This window comes from Microcystis viridis FACHB-1342, from assembly GCF_014698335.1.
GTDB classification, from domain to species: Bacteria; Cyanobacteriota; Cyanobacteriia; order Cyanobacteriales; family Microcystaceae; genus Microcystis; species Microcystis ichthyoblabe_A.
On sequence record NZ_JACJSV010000010.1, the window covers coordinates 62,054 to 86,246 of the forward strand.

The 24,193-nt window shown below is 44.2% G+C and carries 16 protein-coding genes and 3 pseudogenes; 9 read left to right on the top strand and 10 right to left on the bottom strand.

Annotated elements, in window-relative coordinates; translation table 11 throughout:
• Nucleotides 1-84: 84 nt before the first annotated feature.
• The 3 genes and pseudogenes from H6G40_RS05675 to H6G40_RS05685 form a co-directional block, all read right to left on the bottom strand.
• Nucleotides 85-1,731, bottom strand: a complete 1,647-nt coding sequence (locus H6G40_RS05675; protein ID WP_123231140.1) for a hypothetical protein — start codon at nt 1,729-1,731, stop codon at nt 85-87.
• Nucleotides 1,732-1,843: 112 nt separating this feature from the next.
• Nucleotides 1,844-2,092, bottom strand: a pseudogene (locus tag H6G40_RS05680) (glycosyltransferase); the annotation flags it as partial.
• A gap of 595 nt (nt 2,093-2,687) precedes the next feature.
• Nucleotides 2,688-2,900 (bottom strand): Hfq-related RNA-binding protein, encoded by a 213-nt coding sequence (locus H6G40_RS05685; protein WP_002733331.1) that lies wholly within the window; start codon nt 2,898-2,900, stop codon nt 2,688-2,690.
• 61 nt (nt 2,901-2,961) lie between these two features.
• Between H6G40_RS05685 and dapF the strand changes: the two genes are divergently transcribed.
• Nucleotides 2,962-3,807 carry a diaminopimelate epimerase gene (gene dapF / locus H6G40_RS05690; protein ID WP_190537383.1) on the top strand — a complete coding sequence of 282 codons (846 nt, stop codon included), beginning with the start codon at nt 2,962-2,964 and terminating at the stop codon, nt 3,805-3,807.
• Nucleotides 3,808-3,865: 58 nt separating this feature from the next.
• Here the strand turns inward: dapF and H6G40_RS05695 are convergent, their stop codons facing one another.
• Entirely contained in the window at nt 3,866-4,078 is a 213-nt protein-coding gene (locus H6G40_RS05695; protein WP_002732553.1) for a chlorophyll a/b-binding protein, read from the bottom strand.
• Nucleotides 4,079-4,580: 502 nt separating this feature from the next.
• Here H6G40_RS05695 and H6G40_RS05700 point away from each other — a divergent pair.
• The 3 genes from H6G40_RS05700 to hisB all read left to right on the top strand — a co-directional run bounded on the left by H6G40_RS05700 (nt 4,581) and on the right by hisB (nt 7,834).
• Nucleotides 4,581-5,240, top strand: a complete 660-nt coding sequence (locus H6G40_RS05700; RefSeq protein WP_016516244.1) for a hypothetical protein — start codon at nt 4,581-4,583, stop codon at nt 5,238-5,240.
• A gap of 166 nt (nt 5,241-5,406) precedes the next feature.
• The gene (locus tag H6G40_RS05705) at nt 5,407-6,921 is read left to right on the top strand and encodes an energy transducer TonB (RefSeq protein WP_069474996.1); all 1,515 of its coding nucleotides are present in this window, start codon (nt 5,407-5,409) and stop codon (nt 6,919-6,921) included.
• A gap of 283 nt (nt 6,922-7,204) precedes the next feature.
• On the top strand, nt 7,205-7,834 hold the full coding sequence (gene hisB, locus H6G40_RS05710; RefSeq protein WP_069474995.1) for an imidazoleglycerol-phosphate dehydratase HisB: 630 nt from the start codon (nt 7,205-7,207) through the stop codon (nt 7,832-7,834).
• 30 nt (nt 7,835-7,864) lie between these two features.
• Here the strand turns inward: hisB and thrC are convergent, their stop codons facing one another.
• Nucleotides 7,865-8,974: a threonine synthase gene (thrC, locus tag H6G40_RS05715; protein ID WP_190537385.1), complete on the bottom strand. Its 1,110-nt coding sequence runs from the start codon at nt 8,972-8,974 to the stop codon at nt 7,865-7,867.
• A gap of 446 nt (nt 8,975-9,420) precedes the next feature.
• Here thrC and H6G40_RS05720 point away from each other — a divergent pair, with 446 nt between their 5' ends.
• On the top strand, nt 9,421-10,191 hold the full coding sequence (locus H6G40_RS05720) for a class II glutamine amidotransferase (RefSeq protein WP_002734732.1): 771 nt from the start codon (nt 9,421-9,423) through the stop codon (nt 10,189-10,191).
• Nucleotides 10,192-10,193: 2 nt separating this feature from the next.
• Here the strand turns inward: H6G40_RS05720 and H6G40_RS05725 are convergent, their stop codons facing one another.
• Nucleotides 10,194-10,922: an ABC transporter ATP-binding protein gene (locus tag H6G40_RS05725; RefSeq protein WP_002733178.1), complete on the bottom strand. Its 729-nt coding sequence runs from the start codon at nt 10,920-10,922 to the stop codon at nt 10,194-10,196.
• A gap of 75 nt (nt 10,923-10,997) precedes the next feature.
• On the opposite strand from H6G40_RS05725, the gene H6G40_RS05730 reads away from it, so the two are divergent.
• Both H6G40_RS05730 and H6G40_RS05735 read left to right on the top strand, forming a co-directional pair.
• Nucleotides 10,998-11,708 carry a Uma2 family endonuclease gene (locus H6G40_RS05730; RefSeq protein WP_069474994.1) on the top strand — a complete coding sequence of 237 codons (711 nt, stop codon included), beginning with the start codon at nt 10,998-11,000 and terminating at the stop codon, nt 11,706-11,708.
• A gap of 725 nt (nt 11,709-12,433) precedes the next feature.
• Nucleotides 12,434-16,420 carry a magnesium chelatase subunit H gene (locus tag H6G40_RS05735; RefSeq protein ID WP_190537388.1) on the top strand — a complete coding sequence of 1,329 codons (3,987 nt, stop codon included), beginning with the start codon at nt 12,434-12,436 and terminating at the stop codon, nt 16,418-16,420.
• An 85-nt stretch (nt 16,421-16,505) separates the two neighbouring features.
• Here the strand turns inward: H6G40_RS05735 and H6G40_RS05740 are convergent, their stop codons facing one another.
• Entirely contained in the window at nt 16,506-17,003 is a 498-nt protein-coding gene (locus tag H6G40_RS05740; protein ID WP_002731609.1) for a DUF2335 domain-containing protein, read from the bottom strand.
• 513 nt (nt 17,004-17,516) lie between these two features.
• On the opposite strand from H6G40_RS05740, the gene H6G40_RS05745 reads away from it, so the two are divergent.
• Nucleotides 17,517-18,020, top strand: coding sequence for a hypothetical protein (locus H6G40_RS05745; RefSeq protein ID WP_002732927.1), 504 nt, complete (start codon nt 17,517-17,519; stop codon nt 18,018-18,020).
• 8 nt (nt 18,021-18,028) lie between these two features.
• Nucleotides 18,029-18,229, top strand: a complete 201-nt coding sequence (locus H6G40_RS05750; RefSeq protein WP_002734159.1) for a type II toxin-antitoxin system HicB family antitoxin — start codon at nt 18,029-18,031, stop codon at nt 18,227-18,229.
• A gap of 323 nt (nt 18,230-18,552) precedes the next feature.
• On the opposite strand, the gene H6G40_RS05755 is transcribed toward H6G40_RS05750, so the two are convergent.
• From H6G40_RS05755 to H6G40_RS05765, 3 genes and pseudogenes are all read right to left on the bottom strand, one after another.
• Entirely contained in the window at nt 18,553-23,022 is a 4,470-nt protein-coding gene (locus H6G40_RS05755; protein ID WP_190537390.1) for an ELWxxDGT repeat protein, read from the bottom strand.
• A gap of 356 nt (nt 23,023-23,378) precedes the next feature.
• Nucleotides 23,379-23,768: pseudogene (locus H6G40_RS05760) on the bottom strand (hypothetical protein); the annotation flags it as partial.
• A gap of 26 nt (nt 23,769-23,794) precedes the next feature.
• Nucleotides 23,795-24,193, bottom strand: a pseudogene (locus tag H6G40_RS05765) (hypothetical protein); the annotation flags it as partial.

The window sequence follows — 24,193 nt, forward strand, 5'->3', positions numbered from 1 at the left end:
AAATTTGGCAACCCAGAGAAAATGATACTGAAAAATTAAAAACTGAAGTTTATCTTGATTTCAGAGCAATAAACCTTAGCTATATCAAGCTGAAAATCGAAATGACCTTAAAAGTTTAGTTGTAACATATAAGTTTAGAATTGATAGTGCCGATAGCAATGGATTACTGGGGAATAAATAACGTGAAGCTGCGGGGAAAAATGCCATATCGACTGCAACATACAAAAATAAGCGCAGTAAAATTATAGATAGGGCAAAAGAAATAATCAATACATATTGATTAAGAAGTTGGGAGTGAACAGGTTTAATCAAGTAATAGACGAATAATATTACAAAAGATATCATTCCAATAATATTGATGATCTGAATTAAAGGAGTGATCCTGATCTGGTTTAAATAGAAAATAAGGTCTTTATTTAAATCTCGTTGATTAACTAGATAAGTTCGACGATGTGCCACTCGATTAAATATTGATCTCATTTCAGGAGTTACTCGAGGATCATCCGTATTTTGTAAGAATCTATTACTGACTCGTGGCAAAAATAAATATCCACTCATTTTAGTTAATGAATGAGGAAATTTGTTTAGCCAAAATCCTATATCTATAGGATCAAAAGAGAAAGTTTTCCTGTTAATTATTTGATAGTTAAATGCCTCTTGCAGTTCAGAATTAATTTGAGTAAAAACTTGATACATACTCCTGTCTTCTGTTAAATTGCTTCTTCTAATTGCTTCTATTGTTGACCAGTGCACCCAATCAATTGTTACTTCTATATTAGTATCTTTTCCACCGAGTGTAGTAACTTTCCTAGCTAATTCTTCTTCGATTAGAGATTTTACTTGATTCAACGTTGGACTCACTTGATAAGCCATTTTTAATTGTTTACGACTTATATTGACAAACTCAAAATCATCGATATTTTGACCATCATCTATACTCTGAATCTGGGAAAAAGTTTCTTTAAAAGCCGATGATTGACCAATGGATAATGCCGGTAATTCTAGAAAAAAAGTATTTAATAAAGTAAAAAATGTAGTAATTAATAAACTTATAGCGATGGGAATAATACAAATCGGCAAAGCTTCTCGAATAGCTCTTGCTATATTCATTCTATTTCTTAATACAAGAATAACAAAAACAACTAGGTAACTCAGCAAGAACACTATCTGCTCTGGACGGGTAATGAATATTATTCCTAAACACAATCCACCAAGGACAGAAAATATTAGTTTCTTCGCTAAATTTTCTGACATAACAGTTATGATGGTTAAAGCCAAAAGGATATGATATAAGCTAATGGCTATTGTTTCAGTTACAATAGTATTGAAAACCATAAAAGTTGTTATATGAAAAGTTAAAATTGCAAAAACGACTAAGCAGATATATCGAGGGATTTTTAGTAATCTAAAACTAAAAACCAATAAAATATTAGAGATAGTGTAAAAAATCTCATGACTAATTCTTAGAGGAAAATTCAGAAAATTAGAAACCATTATAAATATCGGATATCCTGGCATATAATCGATTATTGCCTTAGCTTTATTAGTAGGGAACCAAATATTCTGATCTGCCATTAACGCATAGAGCAAGCAATCTCTTGGATGCCCTAAAACTTCACTGTTTCTGATTAAAAAAAACTTAATAATGATAATTGATAAAATCCCACAAGCAAAGAATAATTTGTTTATATCTTCGGAAAATATTCTCGTCAATAATTGTTTTTTTAGCATAATATTTACCGAATTCAGATTACTTTGGCAATAACTTGGGTTAGACGATAGTAACTACTATATCGAATAGAGATAAACTGTCCTCACATATTCAAATCCCTCATGATCATAGTCCCCTTTCTAGGATAGTAACCACCCGCGCCCCTGAATTAGTGGCAATTTCTTGGGAACCATCGCTACTGCCATTATCGGCGATTAGCACCTCTCCCGCAATTTTGTGCCGTTCCAGATAATCTCGCGCTTTGCCGATACAGGTGGCCAGGGTTTCCGCCTCGTTGAGACAGGGCATGATGATCGATAATTCTAGAGTAGGTATCTGCTCATTAGAGGCGGCATCTGCCATGACCTGATTTTCTAGCATAACAATGGCGGTGGATTCGTTTTGCCCAAGAATATAACAGGTTATGTACAGCAGTGTACCAAATTGTTAGCACACAATCTGCTTAGGGACTTGCGCTTTGATAATGTACCATTTAGGGCTGGTCTTATTCTTCTACAGAGCGATTGTCTGGCTGGGATATTATTCCCACGCAAGTCCCTTATTCTTTTTTCTCTGAGCGGCAATCTCTACCTGAAGTTGAATTGCGATCGCTATGTTGGCCTCTCTGACTCTCTGACTGGGAGCATCTCATTTATGCAAGTGAGTAATTATACTTGTACCTAAAACTGGTTTCTAGCAAGGCTTTCAAAATAGCTTGACATAAAAACCTGATTTAGAGGTTACAAAGGTGAGATGCTCCCTCTCTGACTTTCTTGATTGGGCAATTTAACCCAAATTTTCCAGCAACTGAAATTCTGATGCTATCCTCGCCATCCCACCTGATTATTTGCTAGAAGTCATGGCCAAATCTCCTTAACCCCAACTGACGTTACATTTACTCAAAAGCTATATCCTTGGCACTGAATTTTTGATGCGTCCGGGACGCATCCCACAGCCAAATATCGCCAATTTCCCCCTAGGCTTTAGGTCTTAAATAAACTAGAGACTGTTGCCAAATTAAAGTGGGTTTATCGTAGTGATCGACTAGGTATAAACAGTTAGCATCTTGCCAAAGGATGCGACCAACGAGCAGATCATCGGTGCTTAACTTAATTTCTACTTCCCGTTTCTCTTGAATATAGCTCTGTACTTGTTTAATACTCGGCAGACCAGGATCGAATTGAGACATAATGAGTTTATCGATGAGGTGTTCATCCTCTATTATTCCTGTTGAGTAGCTTTTATTGACGATGAAAATCCCCTTCACCAAATATCAAGGACTGGGCAATGATTTTATTTTGATAGATAACCGTCACAGTCCCGAACCCCTGATCACACCAGAAATAGCCGTGGCTATGTGCGATCGACATTTTGGTATCGGTGCTGATGGCGTGATTTTTGTGCTTCCCGGCCAAGCAGCAACCGACTACACCATGAGAATTTTTAACTCTGATGGTTCGGAACCAGAAATGTGTGGTAACGGTATTCGCTGTCTAGCCCAATTTATCGCCCGTTTAGAGGCTAACAACGCCATTGGCCGCACCTATCGCATTCATACTCTAGCAGGAACGATTATTCCTCGTTTAGAGGCTAATGAACAGGTAACGGTTGATATGGGACCGCCGCAATTACTAGGCAGTGAAATCCCCACCACTTTGGTGAAGGGGTCAGAAAAAGTCCTCGCGGTTCCCCTAGAGGTGGAAGGCAAAGATTGGTTAATTACTTGCGTTAGTATGGGTAATCCCCACTGTGTCACTTTTGTCGATGATCTGGCCTCTATTCCCCTAGAAACTATCGGTCCAAAATTTGAGCATCATCCGGTTTTTCCCCAACGTACTAATGTGGAGTTTGTGGAGGTAATTGGGCCGGATTATATGAAGATGCGTGTCTGGGAGAGAGGAGCGGGAATTACTCTCGCTTGCGGTACTGGTGCTTGTGCTGTGGTAGTGGCGGCCCTGTTAACGGGCAAATGCGATCGCCATTGTACCGTGGAACTGCCCGGTGGTTGTCTTCAGATTCACTGGTCGGACACCGATAACCGGGTTTACATGACAGGTCCTGCTAAAGCTGTTTTTGAGGGCATTTACGCCATCTAAACCAACCCGTCTGGACGGGGACTGAACTCCCCGAACAGCGCGACGGGATTGTTAATTCTTAGAGACTGGTAATCCAAGCAATAATTCCTTTACCAGTTAACAATTCAATGGCTAAAAGAGAGACAAAGCCAATCATAGCTAGTCTGCCATTCAATTTTTCAGCTTTTTTGGTAAAACCGAGACTGCTAGAACTATCAACGTACATTTTCGGTTCAACAGCAAAATTATTCAGTCTTCCTTGTTCTTCGGTGGTGTAGCCGCGGGCAGTCATGGGGAGGCTCCTTTTGTATGCTTATGTTAAGAAGTGTAACACATTGTTAAGTTATGTTGCAAGTTTTAACAAAAAATTTCTGGAGACTCAGAAAACCTCGATGAGGTGGTCAGTCAACGGCAGGATTCTAGGCTGTCAGGGTAGTGCTATAGTTCTATCTCCTCTGGGTTTATCGATGAAATTTTGCCTTTTTCTTGACAAATTAGTCAGATTGTGATAATAAAGAGGTGTAAACTCGTTCGCCTAATCAGGGGAAAGACAAAAACTATCTTAAGGTCGCCAGAGGAGTCCCGTTAAACCGTACAGGAGTTAGCGGGGGATAAATTGCCACCAAAAGCGAACCCGATTTTAGGGAGTCAACTGACCTTGAGTGAAGATACTCGAAAGGGTAAGTGTGGGGAGAATAGGGAAAAACCACTAGGAAAAACCCGAATAAAATCTTAAGATGCGGAGTGCCTAGTAGCCGTAAGTAACGATCGCGCTCACTGTTTTTGTAAATTCTATGGCAGAGATTAGCCCAGAGATCAACCTCATGCAGATAGCGACTATACTCAACCAATATCGATTTGAAATGAGAGGATACAAAGCGCAGGAATTAATCGAGCGCTGGTTGCCTACCTATTCGCTAAATTGGATTCGCATGGCGATTTTAGAGGCACTCTATCAGGGACGTTACAAAGTCATTTCGGTGGAGGAAATCCTCAAAATTTGGCACCGTCGCGGCCATCCTACCTTTCATTTTACGGGGGAATTCGAGCGATTGGTTTGTAAAAACCTGCCAGATTCCCAGTTAAATGGCAAAAAAACGGTATTTATCCCTAAACAGGAAAAGATCAATATACTTTCTGCCACCCTTGAGCGGCCTGATCCAGAGCCACAAGCGGAAGCCACGAGTAAAGATGCTTTATTCAACTTAGAAACTTCTCTTTTTGATGATCCTCGCAAGGGGATGAGTGATTTGGATGAGTTATTCTCGCAGTTAACCCCGGAAATGCCCAAATTCCCTGAATTAGAATCATTGCCTAAATCCCCTAACGGTCATGGAACTAGGGAGAATTTTTCGGTTAATTTTAAGCCAGTAATCGATGAGTTTATCCCTTTGTTAGACCCTTCGGAATTATATCCCAAATTAAAAGCTGTGGCTCGATCGCAGTATAAGTAGGGTTGGCTGAAAAAATTTTTCCTAGGGGCAGGGTGTGGGGTGTGGGGTGGTGGGGTGGTGGGGTACTGACACCAATTAATTCCCCGCCCTCAAGAAAAAAAAATCGCCTTGACGATTAGAATAGAGTTAACTTTTCCCCTCAAGGCTCTGCTCAATTAACTAGATTATGACATCCTCCTATTTTGGTCTAGAAACCGAAGAAAATAAACTAATTAACTCTAATAATCTCTCGTTCGCCGCTTCTCTTGGTATTCATGCCCTAATTTTAGCGATTATCTTACCTAATTTCCTCAATAATCCAGCGCAGGAGCCAAAAAAAGAGTTACGCAACGTCAATCTGATTGAATTGAACCCTCTAGAGCAGTCACGTCTTCCCAGTCTCGACTCCTCCCTGTCCAGCTTACCGGAACTGCCTAACCCCAATTCGTCCTCTTCCTCTTTGCCTCCTCTCCCCCCCATGGATGGTATCCATAACAGCACCTTACCTCCTTTACCCTCGGTTTCTTCCCTTCCCCCTTTACCTTCCTTACCTGCTTTACCTCCCCTCTCCTCCTTACCCTCCGTCAATATCTATTCTCCTCCCGTGGCATCTATCCCCTCCCTGGGTAGATTACCGATTCCTCGCAATTTTCCCACTTCTACCCCCAGTTTACCCAGTCCTCCTTCTGTTCCCACGCTGCCGGACAATAACAATCTGCCGAGGGAGACTAATAACCAGCAGCTCCGGCCTTACTTTGATCCCTACCGAGATAATCTAACTCCAGATGAATTGCGAAATTCGCCCCGTAGTGCATCGCAACAGGCACAGGAACAATTAAACAATTCCTTGGCCCGCACTTCGGAGCCGAATGGTCAATCGCCCATTGATGAACAGCGTCGTCAACAATTAATGTGGGAAATGCGGGAACGTTTGCGCTCCCTGGAGGCGGATAAAAGCAATACCAGTAACGAGGAGGCCATGAGAAATCAGGTGGATTGGCTGGCCAGAGTCCAAAAAACTAATCCTAACGCCTTAAATGAACTAAATCAGCCCAATCAGGGCAGCAGAGGCATAACTACCGTCAATTTAACCGGTAATTATCCCGCTACAGCTTGTTCCCGTCAATTAGCGGGGACGGCGGTTTATGGGGTGACGGTGGATGGTCAAGGCCGCATCAGCAGTGAACCCCAGTTAATTAAAAGCGCTGGCTTCCCGATTTTCAATCAACAGGGGGCTGGGGAAGTGCGCTCAACTCGTTTTAATAATCCCAGTGGTGAGTCGAGAATCTATCAGGTGCGAGTCAGTTTTGCCCCTAACCCAGAAGTGTGCCGAGGTGCGATCGCTAATCCCCCAAAACCGGAGGGTAGTAACCTCAATACGCGTAACTCCCCCCCCGTAACGCCGGCAATTGAAACCCCGCTTCGTCCCAATCAAACCCCGCAACCCGCCGTTAGTCCCCAACCGGATAACGTCAACCCCCCCGCAACCACAAGTCCAAATCCAGTCCAAACCCAGCCAGAACCGCCCAAAGAAGCGATAATCGAGGAAAAAGCCCCGGAAACTTCTTCCCAACCCCCCGCTCTCAATCAGACGGAGGTTTCCCCCGCTAGTCCCCCCACTAGCCAAAATCCTCAACCCCTGGGCGAGGAAGCTTTGCCCCCCGGTCCGCCAGCGGAAGCTAAAACTGAACCAGAAAGTTAGGCCTTTTCAGTTATCAGTTATCAGTTATCAGTGATCAGTTATCAGATGTGAGTTTTAGGTTTACTGATTACTGAAAAAAACTCTCATCTTCCTAGTCAATGATTCGATCCCCCCTGCCCCCCTTGATAAGGGGGGTGCCGATCCCCCCTTAATCCCCCCTTAATAAGGGGGTGCCGATCCCCCCTGCCCCCCTTGATAAGGGGGTGCCGATCCCCCCTTAATCCCCCCTTAATAAGGGGGGCATCTGATAATTTTTAACGGCTACCTACTTATTTTTACTTAAATGATTTCCACTTCCCAGATACCCGATTCTTTTGTCTCACCTTGCCGTCGCGCCTCGGTTAGTCGTACTACCAAAGAAACCGATGTAGAGGTGACGATCGATCTTGATGGTAGCGGCAATTGTCGCGCCCAGACAGGAATTCCCTTTCTTGATCATATGTTGCAGCAAATCGCCTCCCACGCTGCGATCGATCTCGATGTGCGTGCCACCGGAGATCTAGAAATTGATGACCATCACACCAATGAGGACGTGGGAATCACCCTAGGGCAAGCTTTACTGCAAGCTTTAGGCGACAAAAAAGGGATCGTCCGTTTCGGGCATTTTGTCGCCCCTCTCGATGAAGCTTTAGTGCAGGTTGCCCTCGATTTTTCCGGTCGCCCCCACCTCAGTTATGGTCTAGAAATTCCCACCCAAAGAGTGGGAACCTACGATACTCAGCTAGTGCGGGAATTTTTCGTTGCTTTGGTCAATCACAGTCAAATGACCCTACATATTCGCCAATTAGACGGGATTAATTCCCATCATCTTATTGAGGCTACTTTTAAAGCTTTTGCCCGGGCGATGAGTATGGCCATAGCGATCGATCCTCGTCGCGCCGGTATAATTCCCAGTTCTAAGGGAGTTTTATAGAAGCACTGCTTAACCCGAATTAACGTTAGCTTAAAAGCCCATAATTTGAGCCACCTGGGTTAATTCGGGAGCAATCCCAGATTTTAGTTGGTTATTGCTGTGTTTTACCGCCGAATCTGGGTCTTTTAGGCCATTTCCCGTTAAAACACACACTACGGTGGCCCCATCGGGAACCTGTTGATGCACTTTTAATAATCCTGCCACAGAAGCGGCGCTGGCTGGTTCACAGAAAACCCCCTCTTGGCCCCCTAAAATCCGATAGGCTGCCAATATTTCCTCATCGCTGACCGCGTGAAATTGCCCTTGACTAGCGTGACTAGCGGCCCAAGCTTTTTCCCAGTTAGCGGGGTTGCCGATACGGATAGCCGTGGCCAGGGTTTCGGGATGGTCAACCGGTTGTTTGGAGATAAAAGGGGCAGCCCCAGCGGCCTGAAAACCCATCATCTTCGGCAGCTGGTCGCATTTGCCTATCTGGTGATACTGACAGAATCCCATCCAATAGGCGCTAATATTGCCGGCATTACCCACGGGAATACATAACCAGTCGGGAGCATTACCCAAGACATCGACAATCTCGAAAGCGGCGGTTTTTTGACCCTCTAAACGGTAGGGATTGACGGAATTGACTAAAGTTACGGGATAATTTTCTGATAGTTGGCGGACAATCTTGAGGGCATCATCGAAGTTGCCATTAATAGCGATGACTTCCGCTCCGTACAATAAAGCCTGGGCTAATTTTCCTAAGGCCACATAACCGTCGGGAATAATTACAAAGGCCCGCATCCCGGCCCTTCTTGCATAGGCTGCCGCCGCCGCCGAGGTGTTGCCGGTACTGGCACAAATCACCGCTTTTGCCCCTTCTTCCTTAGCTTTCGAGATGGCCATGGTCATGCCCCGGTCTTTAAAGCTGCCGGTGGGATTTAAACCATCATATTTGACAAAAACCTTGACATCGCGCCCGATTTGTGCTGAGAGATAGGGGGCGGGGATCAGGGGTGTATTGCCTTCTAGGAGGGTAATTACAGGGGTTTTACTGCTTACGGGCAGAAATTGGCGATATTCTTCGATCAAACCGCGCCAGCCGCCGATAGACAAGGATTTAGTGGGTGATTGGGGGATCGATCGAGAAATAATTGTCATAGCCTTAAGGATACAGATTTGATTAGATGGCCTAACTTCCTATTTTATCGAATAAGCAGTCCAAAAAATTAATCTCGATCGCCCGATTCAGATTCATGGGAGTTAAAACAGGGATGCAGGGAGATAAAAGACAATAACAGCAAATAAATGGGCTTTTAGGCAAAAAATTGTTATTTTATCGCTAAAAATCTGATTTTTTGCCCTTTTTGTCTTTCAGAGGTTGATTTAATTAGGATTTACTGAATAAATCTAAAAACCTTCTGAAAATCGGTAAAACCCCACACCCATCAAGAAACTTTTTCAGTAAACCCTAATTAGCAGTAGTGCCAGATTAATTTCTTAGCTAGGATGGGCAAGAGGCAGCTGGAAGAAATTCTCCTGTCTCCTGTCACGGCTGCTGGCAGTAAGTAATTTTGCCGGCATCTGATATTCAAACTCAAGCAACTATGTGTCAACTTCTAGGCATGAATTGTAATGTCCCCACGGATATCTGTTTTTCCTTTGAGGGATTTTGTGCGCGGGGAGGAAAAACCGACGAACATCGAGACGGTTGGGGAATTGCCTTTTTTGAAGGTTTAGGCTGCCGAACTTTTATTGATGTTAAACCCTCGATCGCTTCTCCGATCGCGGAATTAATTAAAAACTATCCGATCCATTCTACCAATGTTATCGCCCATATTCGCAAAGCTACCCAAGGAGAAATTAAACTAGAAAACTGTCATCCTTTTCGGCGGGAATTGTGGGGGAAATATTGGGTTTTTGCCCATAATGGTCATTTAGAAAATTTCTCACCTGCTGCGGGAGATTTTTATCAACCGGTTGGGGACACAGATTCGGAAAAAGCTTTTTGTTTAATTCTTAATACCCTGCGAGAGACTTTTCCCCAGGGCAAACCTTCCCTAGAACAACTCTATCAAGTCCTAAAAACTATCACAAACTCTATCGCTTGTCAAGGTATTTTTAATTATCTTTTATGCGATGGTGAACATTTTTTTGCCTATTGTTCGACGAAATTAAGCTATATAATCCGTCAATATCCTTTTGCCGCTGCTCATTTAATTGATGAAGATGTGAGCGTTGATTTTCAAGCTTTAGCTCATCCCGGCGATCAAGTGGCAATTATTGCCACTACACCCTTAACTGATAATGAAGTTTGGACAGCAATTAATTCAGGAGAATTATTAGTTTTTCAGGAGGGCGCAGCAATTTTAAGTTAATCTTACCAATTGTCACTTTGTCGAGATTTTTCTAAGTCAATTAACTGAGTTTTTAACCCTAACCAATCTAATTGATTAGCAAGGCAATCTGATCCAATTCTTCCCGCTTCTAGATAAATGACTCGCTCGGCAAATTCCTCTAAAAAATCTAGTTGATGATTAACCATAATTATCGTCATTGACTTTTGATTATTTAATACTTCTAATAACCTGCTGGCCGTTCCTGTATCTAAAGCAGAGGTGGGTTCATCTAATAACAGTATGCTCGGTTCTAACAGCAAAGCTCTGGTAATTGCCACTAATTGTCTTTGTCCTAAAGATAATTCTAACTCCCCGCGCTCAAACCACTGTTCAGGAATTTTTAATAGGGATGTCCAATGGTCAATTCTCTGATTAATTTCCGCAGGGGTAAGTTTTTTTAATTGCAAAGGATAAGCGAGAGCATCTCGAACATTCATCCCTAATAACTTCGACTCTTGTAGCAATAAAACTATCTGTTGTCGCAGGGAAATAACCGGTATTTCCCTAATCGATTTACCTTGAAAATAAATATTTCCCGTGCTGGGTTCTTGCAAACGATTTAACAATCGTAAAAGAGTAGTTTTTCCTGCCCCAGATGCTCCGACAATAGCTAACTTTTCTCCTTGCTTGATGCTAAAAGTAATATCTTCTAACAGATAAGCACTACCCCGTCGGATAGCTAAATTTATTTGCTGTAGTTCTAAAATCAAGATTGGTCTTTTCCTTACTTAGTTCAAAATTATTATATAATGAAAATAGCCCAATGAGTTCGGCAGGTATTCCCCATGGTTAGTCAAGTTAACAAAAACGAGATTATCTATCCTGAGAGCGACGGTAAACCGATGGCAGATAATACTAAACAATTTAACTGGATAGTGACGATTAAGCAGAATCTCGACTGGTTATATATCGATGATCCCCAGGTATTTGTAGCGGGGGATCTGTTATGGTATCCCGTGGAAGGCCAGCCGAAAATTGCCGCTGCTCCTGATACGATGGTAGTATTGGGCAGACCGAAAGGCGATCGAGGTTCCTATAAACAATGGCAAGAAGATAATCTTGCTCCTCAAGTCGTCTTTGAGATTCTTTCTCCTAGTAACACATCGATCGAAATGGCCAAAAAATTGCTATTTTATGATCGCTATGGAGTCCAAGAATACTACGTCTATGATCCCGATGATAATAGTCTAGAAGCTTGGCAGCGAATTGGTGACAGTTTAGACAGTGTTAGTGAGGTTAATAATTGGGTGAGTCCCCGTTTAGGAATTCGTTTTGACTTAACCGACGAGTTAAAAATTTATCGTCCTGATGGTACTCAATTTTTGTCCTACAGCGAAATTAATCAACTACTGGAGCAGGAAAAGCAACGGGCTGAAAATGAACGCCAACGGGCTGAAAATGAATGCCAGCGGGCTGAAAAGGCTAATCAGCAGTTAGTAGAAATGGAGGCAAAACTGCAAAAATATCGGCAACTTTTTGGGGAATTACCTAACTAGGGTGTGGGGTGTAGGGTTTTGCCGATTTTGAGGTAGTCAGTTACCTAATTTTCAGGGAAAAAGTCTAGGGATTTTACCCCCGATCACTCCAATGGTCAGCACTTTTTGAGGGCAAAAAAGTCTAAAAGCCTTATCCAACAAGGGTTTTAGATTTATTCCTGGACAGCAATTCTCATTTTAAGGTTTCATGACATTAAAACCCTTGCACCTAGAGGGGTTAATAATTCTTAACGAATCTCTAGATCGCTGAAACAACGCAAAATCGTTTCAAAATGAGAATTGCTGGCTCACCTCTTTGTAATAAACCTACACCTGTCAGAATAGGGCCACGGAGTAACGTCAAGTATTTTATAGAAAATTAATATAATTTAATTAATTACGTTGAATTAGTCAGATCCTAACCCTGATCATCTTTGAACAGCGACATCTCGTCTGAGGTGTTATCTGGTAACATTTTTGTAATTAAAAGTCAATAGATTAAATATTAATTTTTGTAAAGGAAAGCCTGAGTAGTTACTCAAAAAGCTCTTTACCATCTGTTACAAAATATGGCAAGATATTTATCGAATTGTGTCAAAACCCAGAGTAAATACTCACTTGGGTGACATTTTCTGATACAAAACAGAAACATATATATCCAAATACCTTAAACAAAGGGCGATCGTCATCAGATGACGAAAATACCTCAAAACCAGACTCAGCAATAATAAGGAGAACCATCATATATGTTCACTCACGTCAAGTCCACCATTCGTCATATAGTTCCCGACGGGTTGAATGGTCGATCGCTGGTCAAGGTGGTCTATGTCGTGCTAGAACCTCAGTACCAAAGTGCGCTGAGTAGTGCGGTCAGGGAAATCAACGCTAACAACCCAAAACTAGCGATCGAAATTAGTGGTTATTTAATCGAAGAACTGCGCGATGCAGAAAATTATCGCAATTTTCAGGAGGATGTAGCCAAGGCTAATATTTTCATCGCATCTCTCATCTTTATCGAGGATTTAGCCGATAAAGTTGTGGCCGCTGTCGGTCCCCATCGGGATAAATTAGACGCTGCGATCGTCTTTCCCTCCATGCCCCAGGTAATGCGCTTAAATAAGTTAGGTTGCTTTTCTATGGCACAATTGGGACAGTCTAAGAGTGTCATCGCTAATTTTATGAAAAAGCGCAGGGAAAACTCTGGCGCTGGTTTCCAAGACGCGATGTTAAAGTTATTGCGAACTTTACCGCAAGTCCTGAAATACCTCCCCATGGAAAAAGCTCAGGACGCACGCAACTTTATGTTAAGTTTCCAGTATTGGCTGGGAGGTTCCGCAGAAAATTTAGAGAATTTCCTGTTAATGTTGGCCGATAAGTACGTCTTTGATAACAAGGATGACAGTGTAGTTTACAAAGAACCGGTAGTTTATCCGGATATGGGTATCTGGCATCCTTTATCGATGAAAATGTGGTCGGATGTCAAGGAATACTTCGCTTGGTACAATAACCGCAGTGATATTGCTGATGACCTGAAAGACCCTTTGGCTCCCTGTGTGGGCTTAATTTTACAGAGAACTCACCTGGTTACTGGTGATGACGCTCATTATGTCGCTCTCGTGCAGGAATTTGAGTCTATGGGTGCGCGAGTCCTTCCTGTTTTTGCTGGGGGATTAGATTTTTCTAAACCGGTAGAGGAATACTTCTGGGATAAAAGCTTAAAAGGAGTGGAAGCGGTTGCTATCGTTGACACGGTAATTTCCCTGACGGGATTTGCTTTGGTGGGGGGTCCAGCGCGACAAGATCATCGGTCAGCGATAGAATCCTTAAAACGTCTCAATCGTCCCTATATGTGCGCGTTACCGCTAGTTTTCCAAACTACTCAGGAATGGGAAGAAAGCGATTTGGGGTTACACCCGATTCAAGTGGCGCTACAGATTGCTATTCCGGAATTAGACGGTGCGATCGAACCTATTATATTATCGGGCCGGGATGGGGCGACGGGTAAAGCGATCGCTTTACAGGACAGGATAGAAGCGATCGCTCAACGGGCGCTAAAATGGGCTAATCTAAGAAAGAAACCGAAACTGAATAAAAAGGTCGCCATCACTGTGTTTAGTTTCCCCCCCGATAAAGGCAATGTGGGAACCGCAGCCTATCTAGATGTGTTCGGTTCTATCTACGAAGTGATGCAAGCTTTACAAAATAACGGTTATGACTTGCAGGACTTACCCGCATCTCCCAAAGAACTGATGGAAGCGGTAATCCATGATGCCACCGCACAGTACCATAGTCCGGAGCTAAATATCGCCTATCGGATGTCTGTACCGGAATACGAGCGTTTAACCCCCTATTCTGTCCGTTTGGAGGAAAATTGGGGACCACCACCGGGACACCTCAACAGTGATGGACAAAATCTGTTAATCTACGGGAAAGAGTTCGGTAATGTTTTTATTGGGGTTCAACCCACCTTCGGTTATGAGGGGGACCCCATGCGTCTGCTCTTTTCTCGTTCTGCTAGTCCCCACCACGGTTTTGCGGCCTACTATACCTATCTCAATCAAGTCTGGAAAGCAGACGCGGTTCTCCATTTTGGCACCCACGGTTCCCTAGAATTTATGCCGGGGAAACAGATGGGAATGTCTGGGGAATGCTACCCCGATAACCTCATCGGGATGATTCCCAATCTCTACTATTATGCCGCTAATAACCCCAGCGAAGCTACGATCGCTAAACGTCGCAGTTATGCGGAAACTATTTCCTATCTCACTCCCCCCGCAGAAAATGCCGGACTTTACAAAGGGTTAAAAGAACTAAGCGAGTTGATCGGTTCCTACCAAACTCTGAAGGATAGTGGGCGTGGGGTGCAAATTGTCAATACTATTGTCGATAAATGTTTATTAGTCAATCTCGACAAAGATATAAGTTTACCTGATGGTGACACTGCCCATCTCAGTCAAGAGGAACGGGATAATATTGTCGGTTCGGTCTATCGTAAACTGATGGAAATTGAATCGCGCTTGCTTCCCTGCGGACTTCATGTTATCGGGAAACCCCCCTCAGCGCTGGAAGCGGTGGCAACTTTGGTCAATATTGCCAGTTTAGACCGGGAAGAGGACGATTTACTTTCCTTACCCCGGATTATTGCCAACAGCATCGGCCGGGATATAGAGGAAGTTTATCGCAATAGCGATCGAGGGGTGCTGGAGGATGTGGAATTACTGCAAAACATCACCCTCGCGACTCGCGCTGCCGTCTCCGCTTTAGTCGAGTCCCAAACCGACGGGTCAGGTCGGGTATCAATGCTTTCTAAGCTGAATTTCTTGAATATAGGCAAGAAATCGCCTTGGATCGAAACTTTACGGTCGATGGGTTATCCACAAGTTGATCCGGTGGCGTTAAAACCCCTGTTTGAATACCTAGAATTCTGTTTAGAACAGGTCTGTGCTGATAATGAATTGGGGGCCCTATTAAAAGCATTGGAAGGGGAATACGTTCTTCCCGGTCCTGGTGGCGACCCCATCCGTAACCCTGGAGTTTTACCGACGGGTAAAAATATCCACGCTTTAGACCCCCAGTCTATCCCGACCCTAGCGGCGGTAAAATCGGCTAAAATCGTGGTGGATCGTCTGTTAGAACGGCAAAAACTGGATAATGGTGGTAAATATCCTGAAACTATCGCTTGTGTTCTCTGGGGAACGGATAATATCAAAACTTATGGGGAATCCCTAGCACAAATTCTCTGGATGGTGGGGGTTCGTCCTCTTCCCGATGCTTTGGGACGGGTGAATAAACTGGAATTGATTCCCCTAGAGGAGTTAGGAAGACCGCGCATTGATGTGGTGGTCAACTGTTCTGGTGTTTTCCGGGATTTATTTATCAATCAGATGAATTTGCTTGACCAAGGGGTAAAAATGGCTGCGGAAGCAAACGAACCGATGGAGATGAATTTTGTCCGCAAACACGCTAGGTCACAAGCAAAAGAAATGGGTTTAACGGTTCGACAGGCAGCCACCCGCATCTTTTCTAATGCTTCTGGTTCTTATTCTTCTAATATTAATCTTGCGGTGGAAAATAGCAGTTGGGAAGACGAAAAAGAGTTACAGAATATGTATCTCAACCGCAAGGGTTTTGCTTTCGACTCGGATAATCCGGGGATGATGGCCGATAATCGTCAGTTGTTTGAAGCATCTTTAAAAACTGCCGAGGCAACTTTCCAAAACTTGGATTCTAGCGAGATTAGTTTAACCGATGTTTCCCACTATTTCGACTCGGACCCGACAAAAGTTGTGGCTAGTTTACGCGATGATGGCAAAAAACCGGCGGCCTATATTGCTGATACTACCACCGCTAACGCTCAGGTGCGTACTTTATCGGAAACCGTGCGCTTGGATACCCGCACCAAGTTACTCAATCCCAAATGGTACGAGGGAATGTTAAGTCACGGTTATGAGGGGGTTCGAGAGTTATCGAAGCGTTTGGTTAATACGATGGGATGGTCGGCAACTGCTGATGCGGTGGATAATTGGGTTTATGAAGATGTCAACACCACTTTTATTCAAGATGAGGAAATGTGTCAGCGTCTGATGAATCTCAATCCTAATTCTTTCCGCAAGATGGTGGGAACCCTGCTAGAAGTTAATGGTCGCGGTTACTGGGAAACTTCTCAAGAGAATTTAGACCGCTTACAGGAACTTTATCAAGAAGTGGAGGACCGTATCGAAGGAATCGAGTAATTGATCTAGTAAAATACCTCAAGGTAGAGAGGCAAAATATCGCTTCTCTACCATTTTTGTCTAGGAAAAACTTACAGTATTTGAATCACTTGTCTTGATCATCTTGTTCGGACTGAATTCTTCTCTCTTTATCCCCTGTAACAAAAACCGTCACCAAACCTGTTAAAGTACCCGCACTCATAATTCCAGATGCCCAAACTTTATCATTAATCCCCAGATAAATAGAGCCACCTAAACCAACTATCGCAATCGTAAAACCCGCAATTTGTCCAAGATAAGAGCGGATATTATCGTTTTTTACCAGTTCTGTTTCTATCTTTCTTCGATGTTCACCTTCTTTCTCCGTCATAGACAAAATCCGATCAGCACTACCGGGCAAAACTTCTTCATATCCTTTTAGAATTGTTGGATGAGGAATCGGGCCAGAGAAGGTTATGCTTTTGTTTATTCGTCTCAGGAGAATCGAGATTTTAGTTGACTGATCAATAGTCTCATCTTCTAATATTTCATCTATGGACTCTAAAGGTCTTTCAACTAGCTCACTATTATCCTGGTCTTCTGACTTTTTACTTTCGTCGGACATTTTAAGACAACTTTCCCCCATATTCACAAATGGCATTGTAAATATCTAATCCTGTCTTCATCCAATCAGACTGAATTGCGGCAGCGTCTGGGTTCAAATGTACTTTTTTGCCCACACGAACACGACAACGATAATCTAGATTGGCACGATAAGTCCCCCCTATATCTAGAACAGAGACCAGACCATCCATAAAGTACCGTCTAGGAATAGAGTAATTTTGGGAAGAAATGTCACGATAGTATTTTTTTACCATAACACCCTCGTTTAAGTCATGTTTACCCCTTCATTCTAGCATTTTATCATAGCAATTTTTTGAATTTATAAGAAATTATCACACTTAACCCATTTTTTACAGTTACAACACATAGCCACTACATTCGTACTATTAATGATCAAGGCAATTGACCGACCTTATCATTAAATCCTGACAAATATAAGTTTAAATTATAGCTATTGCGCCCTAAGAGCGATAATATTTAATATTAACCAGATTTATACCAAAGATAAATCATTATGGAAAATGTAGCCGAAAAACCCATTTTATCTCCTAAAGGAACCTTTCCCGCCACTGTCGTTAAGGTTATTGACGACTATAAATTAGTGATCAATAGAGGTGAAATTAGTGGAATTCGAGAAGGTCAAAGAATGTTAGTTTACAATACCAGCGAAGAGGAAATAAAAGATCCTCAGACTGGTGAGTCTTTAGGCTATCTTGACTTAGTGAGAGGGACGGGGACAATTACTTTTGTTCAAGAAAAAATATCGATTTTACAATCGGATAGAGCCAATAATAAAGGATCTAGATTGCTGGAGTTGTTGCTTAAAGAACAAGAAACCCCGTCCGATTTGATAGGAAAATTCATAAAAAGAGCCGTAGGAGCGAATTCTAAGAACGATAAAAAGCCAATATCCGAGCTAATAAATCGTGAATTGTTAAATAAACTGCTAGTATGGGAATTATCCGAAACGTTACCTTTTGAAAACCCTCAAATTGGCGACTCAGTTAGACCTATTTAGACCTATCAATGGAACAACCAATATTAGAATACTTTTTATCTCTTAAATATCCGATTTCAATTTATCCCGAAGAAGAAGGCGGATACACGGCACTAATTCCCAATTTACCCGGATGTATGAGTCAGGGTGAAACTTTAGGGGAAGTGATTATTAATATTGAAGAAGCGGTGGTAAAAAAGCAATTACTTTGCTTTCTAAAAGATGAATAAATATCCCCATAACTTGTTGCGGGAATCTAGAGATGAAGAGATTGAAAAATGTCAAAATAATGAATAATTAGTTTGACATTTTTTTGATACTTTCAGGTTCTTCGGTTTGTGTTATGCAATGGACGGGTGAAACTCTTATATAGAAAGACATTGCTTCGATTTTTGCCAATTGTTTTCCCTCTCTAACGAACTAATCAATTAAGTCTCTTGCTAAATAAGGATTTAGTCGATTTATACCACCCTATCGAACCATACCAAGTAACGAAGAACCAAAAAAACTAGGGAAAAATATTAAAAGGGGAGAATTAATCCCCCCCATCAATTTAGACAAAGAAACTATTGACTGGAATAGGGCCGAGCGCCGGGAAAGTACCCGTTAACCCGGTGAGATTAATCACCAAATCATTAGCACTTTGGAAGCCTGCCGTACCGTCGTTGATAATTAGGTAAGTGGTAGTAGTATTAGCAACCCGCACTAAAGCAGCACTGTTCATCCCGAGAGCTTGATTTCCGGCTGTTGCGCCATTAGCATCGGTAAAGACGTTAGTAACAATAGTGTCAATATTAGTCGTGGTGCTATCTGTTGCCCGGGTAAAAGCGACCGGGGCATTAATTGCCGCACCAGCTTGACTAAGCAGGTCAATTTTATCAGTACCGATAGCAAAATCCGTAACCCGGTCTGGGGCTGCGGCTGTGGACTGACTAAACTGGAAGATGAAGATGTCTGTCCCCACCCCACCAGTTAAAGTATCGCGTCCAGCAGCACCATTGAGGGTATCGTTACCAGCGCCACCGATTAGGGTATCGGTTCCAGCAGCACCATTGAGGCTATTATTGCCACTATTCCCTGTAATCTGGTTATTTAAGGCATTACCCGTGCCATTAAGATTACCACTACCAGTGAGAAGGAGATTTTCCACGTTGTTAGGAAGGGTATAGGAAATGGCAGCTTGCACGGTATCGGTTCCCTGGTTGAGAGCTTCAATCACCAAATCCCCAGCGTTATTCACCGTATAAGTATCGTTTCCGGCTAACCCAGTCATGGCATCTGCTCCAGAAGTACCCACAAGGGTGTCCGGACCAGAAGTACCGATAAAGTCATCATTTTGGATAGTGCCAATAGCCGTAGCGGTGGTAATGTTAGCGCCGTTGGTGGGATTAGAGAGGGTGACGGTAAAGGTTTCGTTCAGTTCTACTGTTGTATCCCCCTGAACGTTAACAGTAATCACTTTACTGGTTTCCCCCACCGCAAAACTCACGGTTCCTGACGGTAACAATCCCCCAACAAAATCCGTGGCATTGGCAGGATTGGTTCCGCTGCCGGTAACTGCCCAGTTGACGTTATTGGTTCCCGTGGTATTAACCGAACGAGTGACGGTGAAGGTAAAGGCTTTACTGCCACTATTGCCCTCGGTTTGATTGGCATTGGTGGCGGCAATAGCGAGGGTGGGAACTGTGGGACCCCCCACATTTAAGGCCCACAATTCCTGACCGTTAACGCCGTTATTGGCAGTGAAGAACAAAGTGTTGCCCACTACCTTCAGACTGCTCGGGCCGGGGCTCAAGGGAGAGGCACCGGGGATAGAGAAGATGTCGGCCACCAGAACCGTACCGGCCGCCGTGCCGTCGCTCTTCCACAATTCAATACCGTTAACGTCGTCAAAGGCAGTGAAGTACAGGGTACTGCCCACTGCTGTTAGATTGCCGGGGTTGGAGCTAGAGGAACCGGGGCGGATATCTTTGACCAGAACCGTACCGGCAGCCGTGCCGTCGCTCTTCCACAATTCAATACCGTTAACGCCGTCAAAGGCAGTGAAGAACAGGACATTACCCACTGCCGTCATCTGAGAGGTCGGGAAGAGGGAGCCACCTAAACCCGGGTTGATATCTTTGACCAAAATTGTACCCGTCGCCGTGCCGTCGCTCTTCCACAATTCAGAGCCGTTAACGCCGTCATTGGCGACAAAGAACAGGGTATTACCCACCGCCGTCATCTGGGTGAAGAAGCTAAGGGAGCCACCTAAACCCTGGTTGATATCTTTGACCAGAACCGTACCTGCCGCCGTGCCGTCGCTTTTCCACAATTCAGAGCCATTAACCCCGTCATCGGCAGTGAAGAACAGGGTATTGCCCACTACCGTCATCTGGGTAAATAAGCTAAGGGAGCTACCTAAACCCGGGCGGATATCTTTGACCAGAATCGTACCAGCCGCCGTGCCGTCGCTTTTCCACAATTCATAGCCATTAACCCCGTTATTGGCATTGAAGAACAGGGTATTGCCCACTACCGTCAGATTGCCGGGACCGGAGCCAAAGGAACCGGGGCGGATGTCTTTGACCAGAACCGTACCCGCCGCTGTGCCGTCGCTCTTCCACAATTCAGGGCCGTTAACTTCGTCACGGGCGGTAAAGTACAGGGTGTTGCCCACCGCCGTCAGATTGCCGGGGGAGGAGAGGGAGTAATTGGGATTATAGGAACCGGGGTCGATAATATCTTTGACCAAAACCGTTCCCGCCGTCGTGCCGTCGCTCTTCCACAATTCAGGGCCGTTAACGCCGTCACGGGCGGTAAAGTACAGGGTGTTGCCCACCGCCGTCAGATTGCCGGGGGAGCGGTTGCCGTAGCGGATATCGGCTACCGCAACCGTACCAGCTACCGTGCCGTCGCTCTTCCACAATTCATAACCGTTAACGCTGTCATCGGCGATGAAGAACAGGGTACTGCCCACCGCCGTCAGATTTTTGGGGTAGGAGCTAAAGGCACCGGGGCGGATATCTAGCAAAAAAGGACCAGAGAAGTCGTCGTCGTCAACAATAGTCGCGGTTGCCGTAGATGGAGTGCCGAGAGTAGCACCGTTGCTGGGATTGGAGAGGGTAACGGTAAAGTTTTCGTTCGGTTCTACCGTTGTATCCCCCTGAACGTTAACAGTAATCACCTTACTGGTTTCTCCTGGGGCAAAACTCACTACCCCACTGGGTAAGACTCCCCCAACAAAATCGGCAGCGTTAGCAGGATTGGTTCCGGTGCCGGTAACTGCCCAGTTAACGTTATTGCTTCCCGTGGTGTTAAACGAACGAGTGACGGTGAAGGTGAAAGCTTTACTGCCACTGTTGCCTTCGGTTTGATTGGCGTTGGTGGCGGCAATGGTGAGGGTGGGAATAGCAGCATCGTCATTCTGAATGGTTCCCGTGGCTGTGGCAGTGGTAATGGTAGCGCCATTGGTGGGATTGGAGAGGGTGACAGTAAAGTTTTCGTTCGGTTCTACCGTTGTATCTCCCTGAACATTAACAGTAATCACCTTACTGGTTTCTCCAGGAGCAAAACTCACTACCCTACTGGGTAATACTCCCCCGACAAAATCACTGGCATTAGCGGGATTGGTTCCGGTGCCGGTAACTGCCCAGTTAACGTTATTGCTTCCCGTGGTGTTAACCGCACGGGTGACGGTGAAAGTGAAGGATTTACTGCCACTGTTGCCCTCGGTTTGATTGGCGTTGGTAGCAGCAATCGCGAGGGTGGGAACTGTGGGCGTACCCACATTTAAAGCCCACAATTCCGAGCCGTTAACGCTGTCATAGGCCCGGAAGTACATGGTGTTGCCCACCGCCGTCATATTTTTGGGGTAGGAGCTAGGGGGACCGGGGCGGATATCTTTGACCAGAACTGTACCCGCCGCCGTGCCGTCGCTCTGCCACAACTCTCGACCGTTAACGTTGTTATCGGCAGTGAAGAACAGGGTATTGCCCACTGCCGTCATATTTGCTACAAGATTGATAAAGAGACCAGAGTTAGTGTTCTTGACCAGAACTGTACCTGCCTCCGTGCCGTTGCTCTTCCACAATTCTCCGCCGACCTGAAAGAACAGGGTGCTACCCACCGCAGTCAGACTGCGGGGTAAAGACCGAGTGGAACCGGGGCGAATGTCCTTGACCATAACCGTACCTGCCGTCGTGCCGTCGCTCTTCCACAACTCTCGACCGTTAACGCCGTTATCGGCACTGAAGAACAGGGTATTGCCCACCGCCGTCAGATTGGTGGCGAAGGGGTAGGAATTAAAAAAGGAGCTAGAGGAGCCGGGGTTGATGTCTTTGACCAGAACTGTGCCAGCCGAGGTGCCGTCACTCTTCCACAACTCTCGACCGTTAACGCCGTTATTGGCGACAAAGAACAAAGTGTTGCCTACTGCTGTCATGAAGCGGGGGTAGGAGCCATAGTCACGAGGGCCTATGTTCTTGACCAGAACTGTGCCAGCCGTCGTGCCGTCGCTCTTCCACAATTGAAAGCTGTTAGAGATATTAATGGTAAAGAAGAGGGTGTTGCCCACCGATGTCAGATCTTGGGCGTTGGAGTTCTTGACCAGAACCGTACCGGCCGCCGTGCCGTCGCTTTTCCACAATCCAGGGCCGTTAACGCCGTCATAGGCCCGGAAGTACAGGGTGTTGCCCACCGCCGTCATCTGGGGGAGGAAGCTAAGGGAGCCACCTAAACCCGGGCGGATATCTTTGACCAAAACCGTACCAGCCGCCGTGCCGTCGCTTTTCCACAATTCCTCACCGTTAAGGCCGTCACGGGCGACAAAGAACAGGGTGTTGCCCACTGCTGTCAGATGGCTGGGGGAGCGGATGTCTGCGATCGCAACTGTACCAGCTACCGTGCCGTCGCTTTTCCACAATTCCTCACCGTTAACGCTGTCATCAGCGATGAAGTACAGGGTACTGCCCACCGCCGTCAGATTGTCGGGGTAGGAGCTAAAGGCACCGGGGCGGATATCTAGCAAAAAAGGAGTTGACATGATTTTTTCCTGAATAAAGGGTGAAAATTAAACAGTTAGGTAGTGGTGCAGAATAAATTTCCTAGTGAAGAAAGGCAAGAGGCAAGGGGGGGTTAGATTTGTGTAATTAATTTTGCTTAGGTACTTAAGCCAACCCACGTTCATCTCTGGTATAGATTAGAATCGATTATTAACATTGATTTTTGCTTATGATTTATTATGGTTTCAGTGGGTATTAATAGAAGTCATGACGTTAACTGCAAAAGATTAATGCGACTATTTTATGCAAAGAATCCCGAATTTTTCAAGGTTTCTATAACAAAAATTTACAGAAAACGGGTTCCTTTGAGAAACCCGTTTTCTAAGAAACCCGTTTTCTAGATATTGATTTTTGCCAAAGACTGCTTAAATTCTGCGAGAGAATTAGCAGTAGCTGCTAATTTAACAATCTCTTGTAATGTAGATAGTACGGAAACTTTATTCAGGTATTGTTCCACATCTAAAGGAACTTCACCTAAGCGAGCTTGCAAAACTGTTTTGACAAAATCACGAGCATTTTCTAACGCTCCAATTTCCTTGCCTATTTCTTTACCAATTTCCTTACCAATTTCCTTGCCAATTTCCTTACCGCGTTCTATTCCTCGTAACTCCATATTACTTACTAAAGGCATGGTTCTTTCCTCCTCAAATTGTTTGATTTTACTCTCTAAACTTGACTGTAATTCAGGGGATAAAGTCATCATATTGTCGATGATTTCAAACAGTTTACTAAGTAAGGTAGGTATTACCCACACTACTTATTTATGATGATACTAAAAGACTTCCTACACTCCTCAAAAGAATTTACTATAAGTGCGGCTTTTAACATCTCTTCTAAAACCGAAATAACTGAAGCATCATTGAGACATTGTCCAATATCTCCAGGAATCTCGCCTAGTCGGTTTTCCAAAACTTTTTTCACAAAATCACGAGCATTTTCTAACGCTCCAATTTCCTTACCAATTTCCTTGCCAATTTCCTTACCGCGTTCTATTCCTCGTAACTCCCCAATTTTCTCACCAATTTTCCTTCCTCGTAACTCCATATTACTTATTAAAGGCATGGTTCTTTCCTCCTCAAATTGTTTGATTTTACTTTCTAAACTTGACTGCAATTCAGGGGATAAAGTCATCATATTGTCGATGATTTCAAA

Coding starts and splice junctions, on each gene's coding strand:
- thrC (WP_190537385.1), bottom strand. CDS start 8,974: ATGACAATTATTTCTCGATCGATCCCCCAATCACCCACTAAATCCTTG.
- dapF (WP_190537383.1), top strand. CDS start 2,962: ATGAAAATCCCCTTCACCAAATATCAAGGACTGGGCAATGATTTTATT.
- hisB (WP_069474995.1), top strand. CDS start 7,205: ATGATTTCCACTTCCCAGATACCCGATTCTTTTGTCTCACCTTGCCGT.
- H6G40_RS05685 (WP_002733331.1), bottom strand. CDS start 2,900: ATGTCTCAATTCGATCCTGGTCTGCCGAGTATTAAACAAGTACAGAGC.
- H6G40_RS05720 (WP_002734732.1), top strand. CDS start 9,421: ATGTGTCAACTTCTAGGCATGAATTGTAATGTCCCCACGGATATCTGT.
- H6G40_RS05745 (WP_002732927.1), top strand. CDS start 17,517: ATGGAAAATGTAGCCGAAAAACCCATTTTATCTCCTAAAGGAACCTTT.
- H6G40_RS05705 (WP_069474996.1), top strand. CDS start 5,407: ATGACATCCTCCTATTTTGGTCTAGAAACCGAAGAAAATAAACTAATT.
- H6G40_RS05750 (WP_002734159.1), top strand. CDS start 18,029: ATGGAACAACCAATATTAGAATACTTTTTATCTCTTAAATATCCGATT.
- H6G40_RS05700 (WP_016516244.1), top strand. CDS start 4,581: ATGGCAGAGATTAGCCCAGAGATCAACCTCATGCAGATAGCGACTATA.
- H6G40_RS05735 (WP_190537388.1), top strand. CDS start 12,434: ATGTTCACTCACGTCAAGTCCACCATTCGTCATATAGTTCCCGACGGG.
- H6G40_RS05740 (WP_002731609.1), bottom strand. CDS start 17,003: ATGTCCGACGAAAGTAAAAAGTCAGAAGACCAGGATAATAGTGAGCTA.
- H6G40_RS05730 (WP_069474994.1), top strand. CDS start 10,998: ATGGTTAGTCAAGTTAACAAAAACGAGATTATCTATCCTGAGAGCGAC.
- H6G40_RS05675 (WP_123231140.1), bottom strand. CDS start 1,731: ATGCTAAAAAAACAATTATTGACGAGAATATTTTCCGAAGATATAAAC.
- H6G40_RS05755 (WP_190537390.1), bottom strand. CDS start 23,022: ATGTCAACTCCTTTTTTGCTAGATATCCGCCCCGGTGCCTTTAGCTCC.
- H6G40_RS05695 (WP_002732553.1), bottom strand. CDS start 4,078: ATGACTGCCCGCGGCTACACCACCGAAGAACAAGGAAGACTGAATAAT.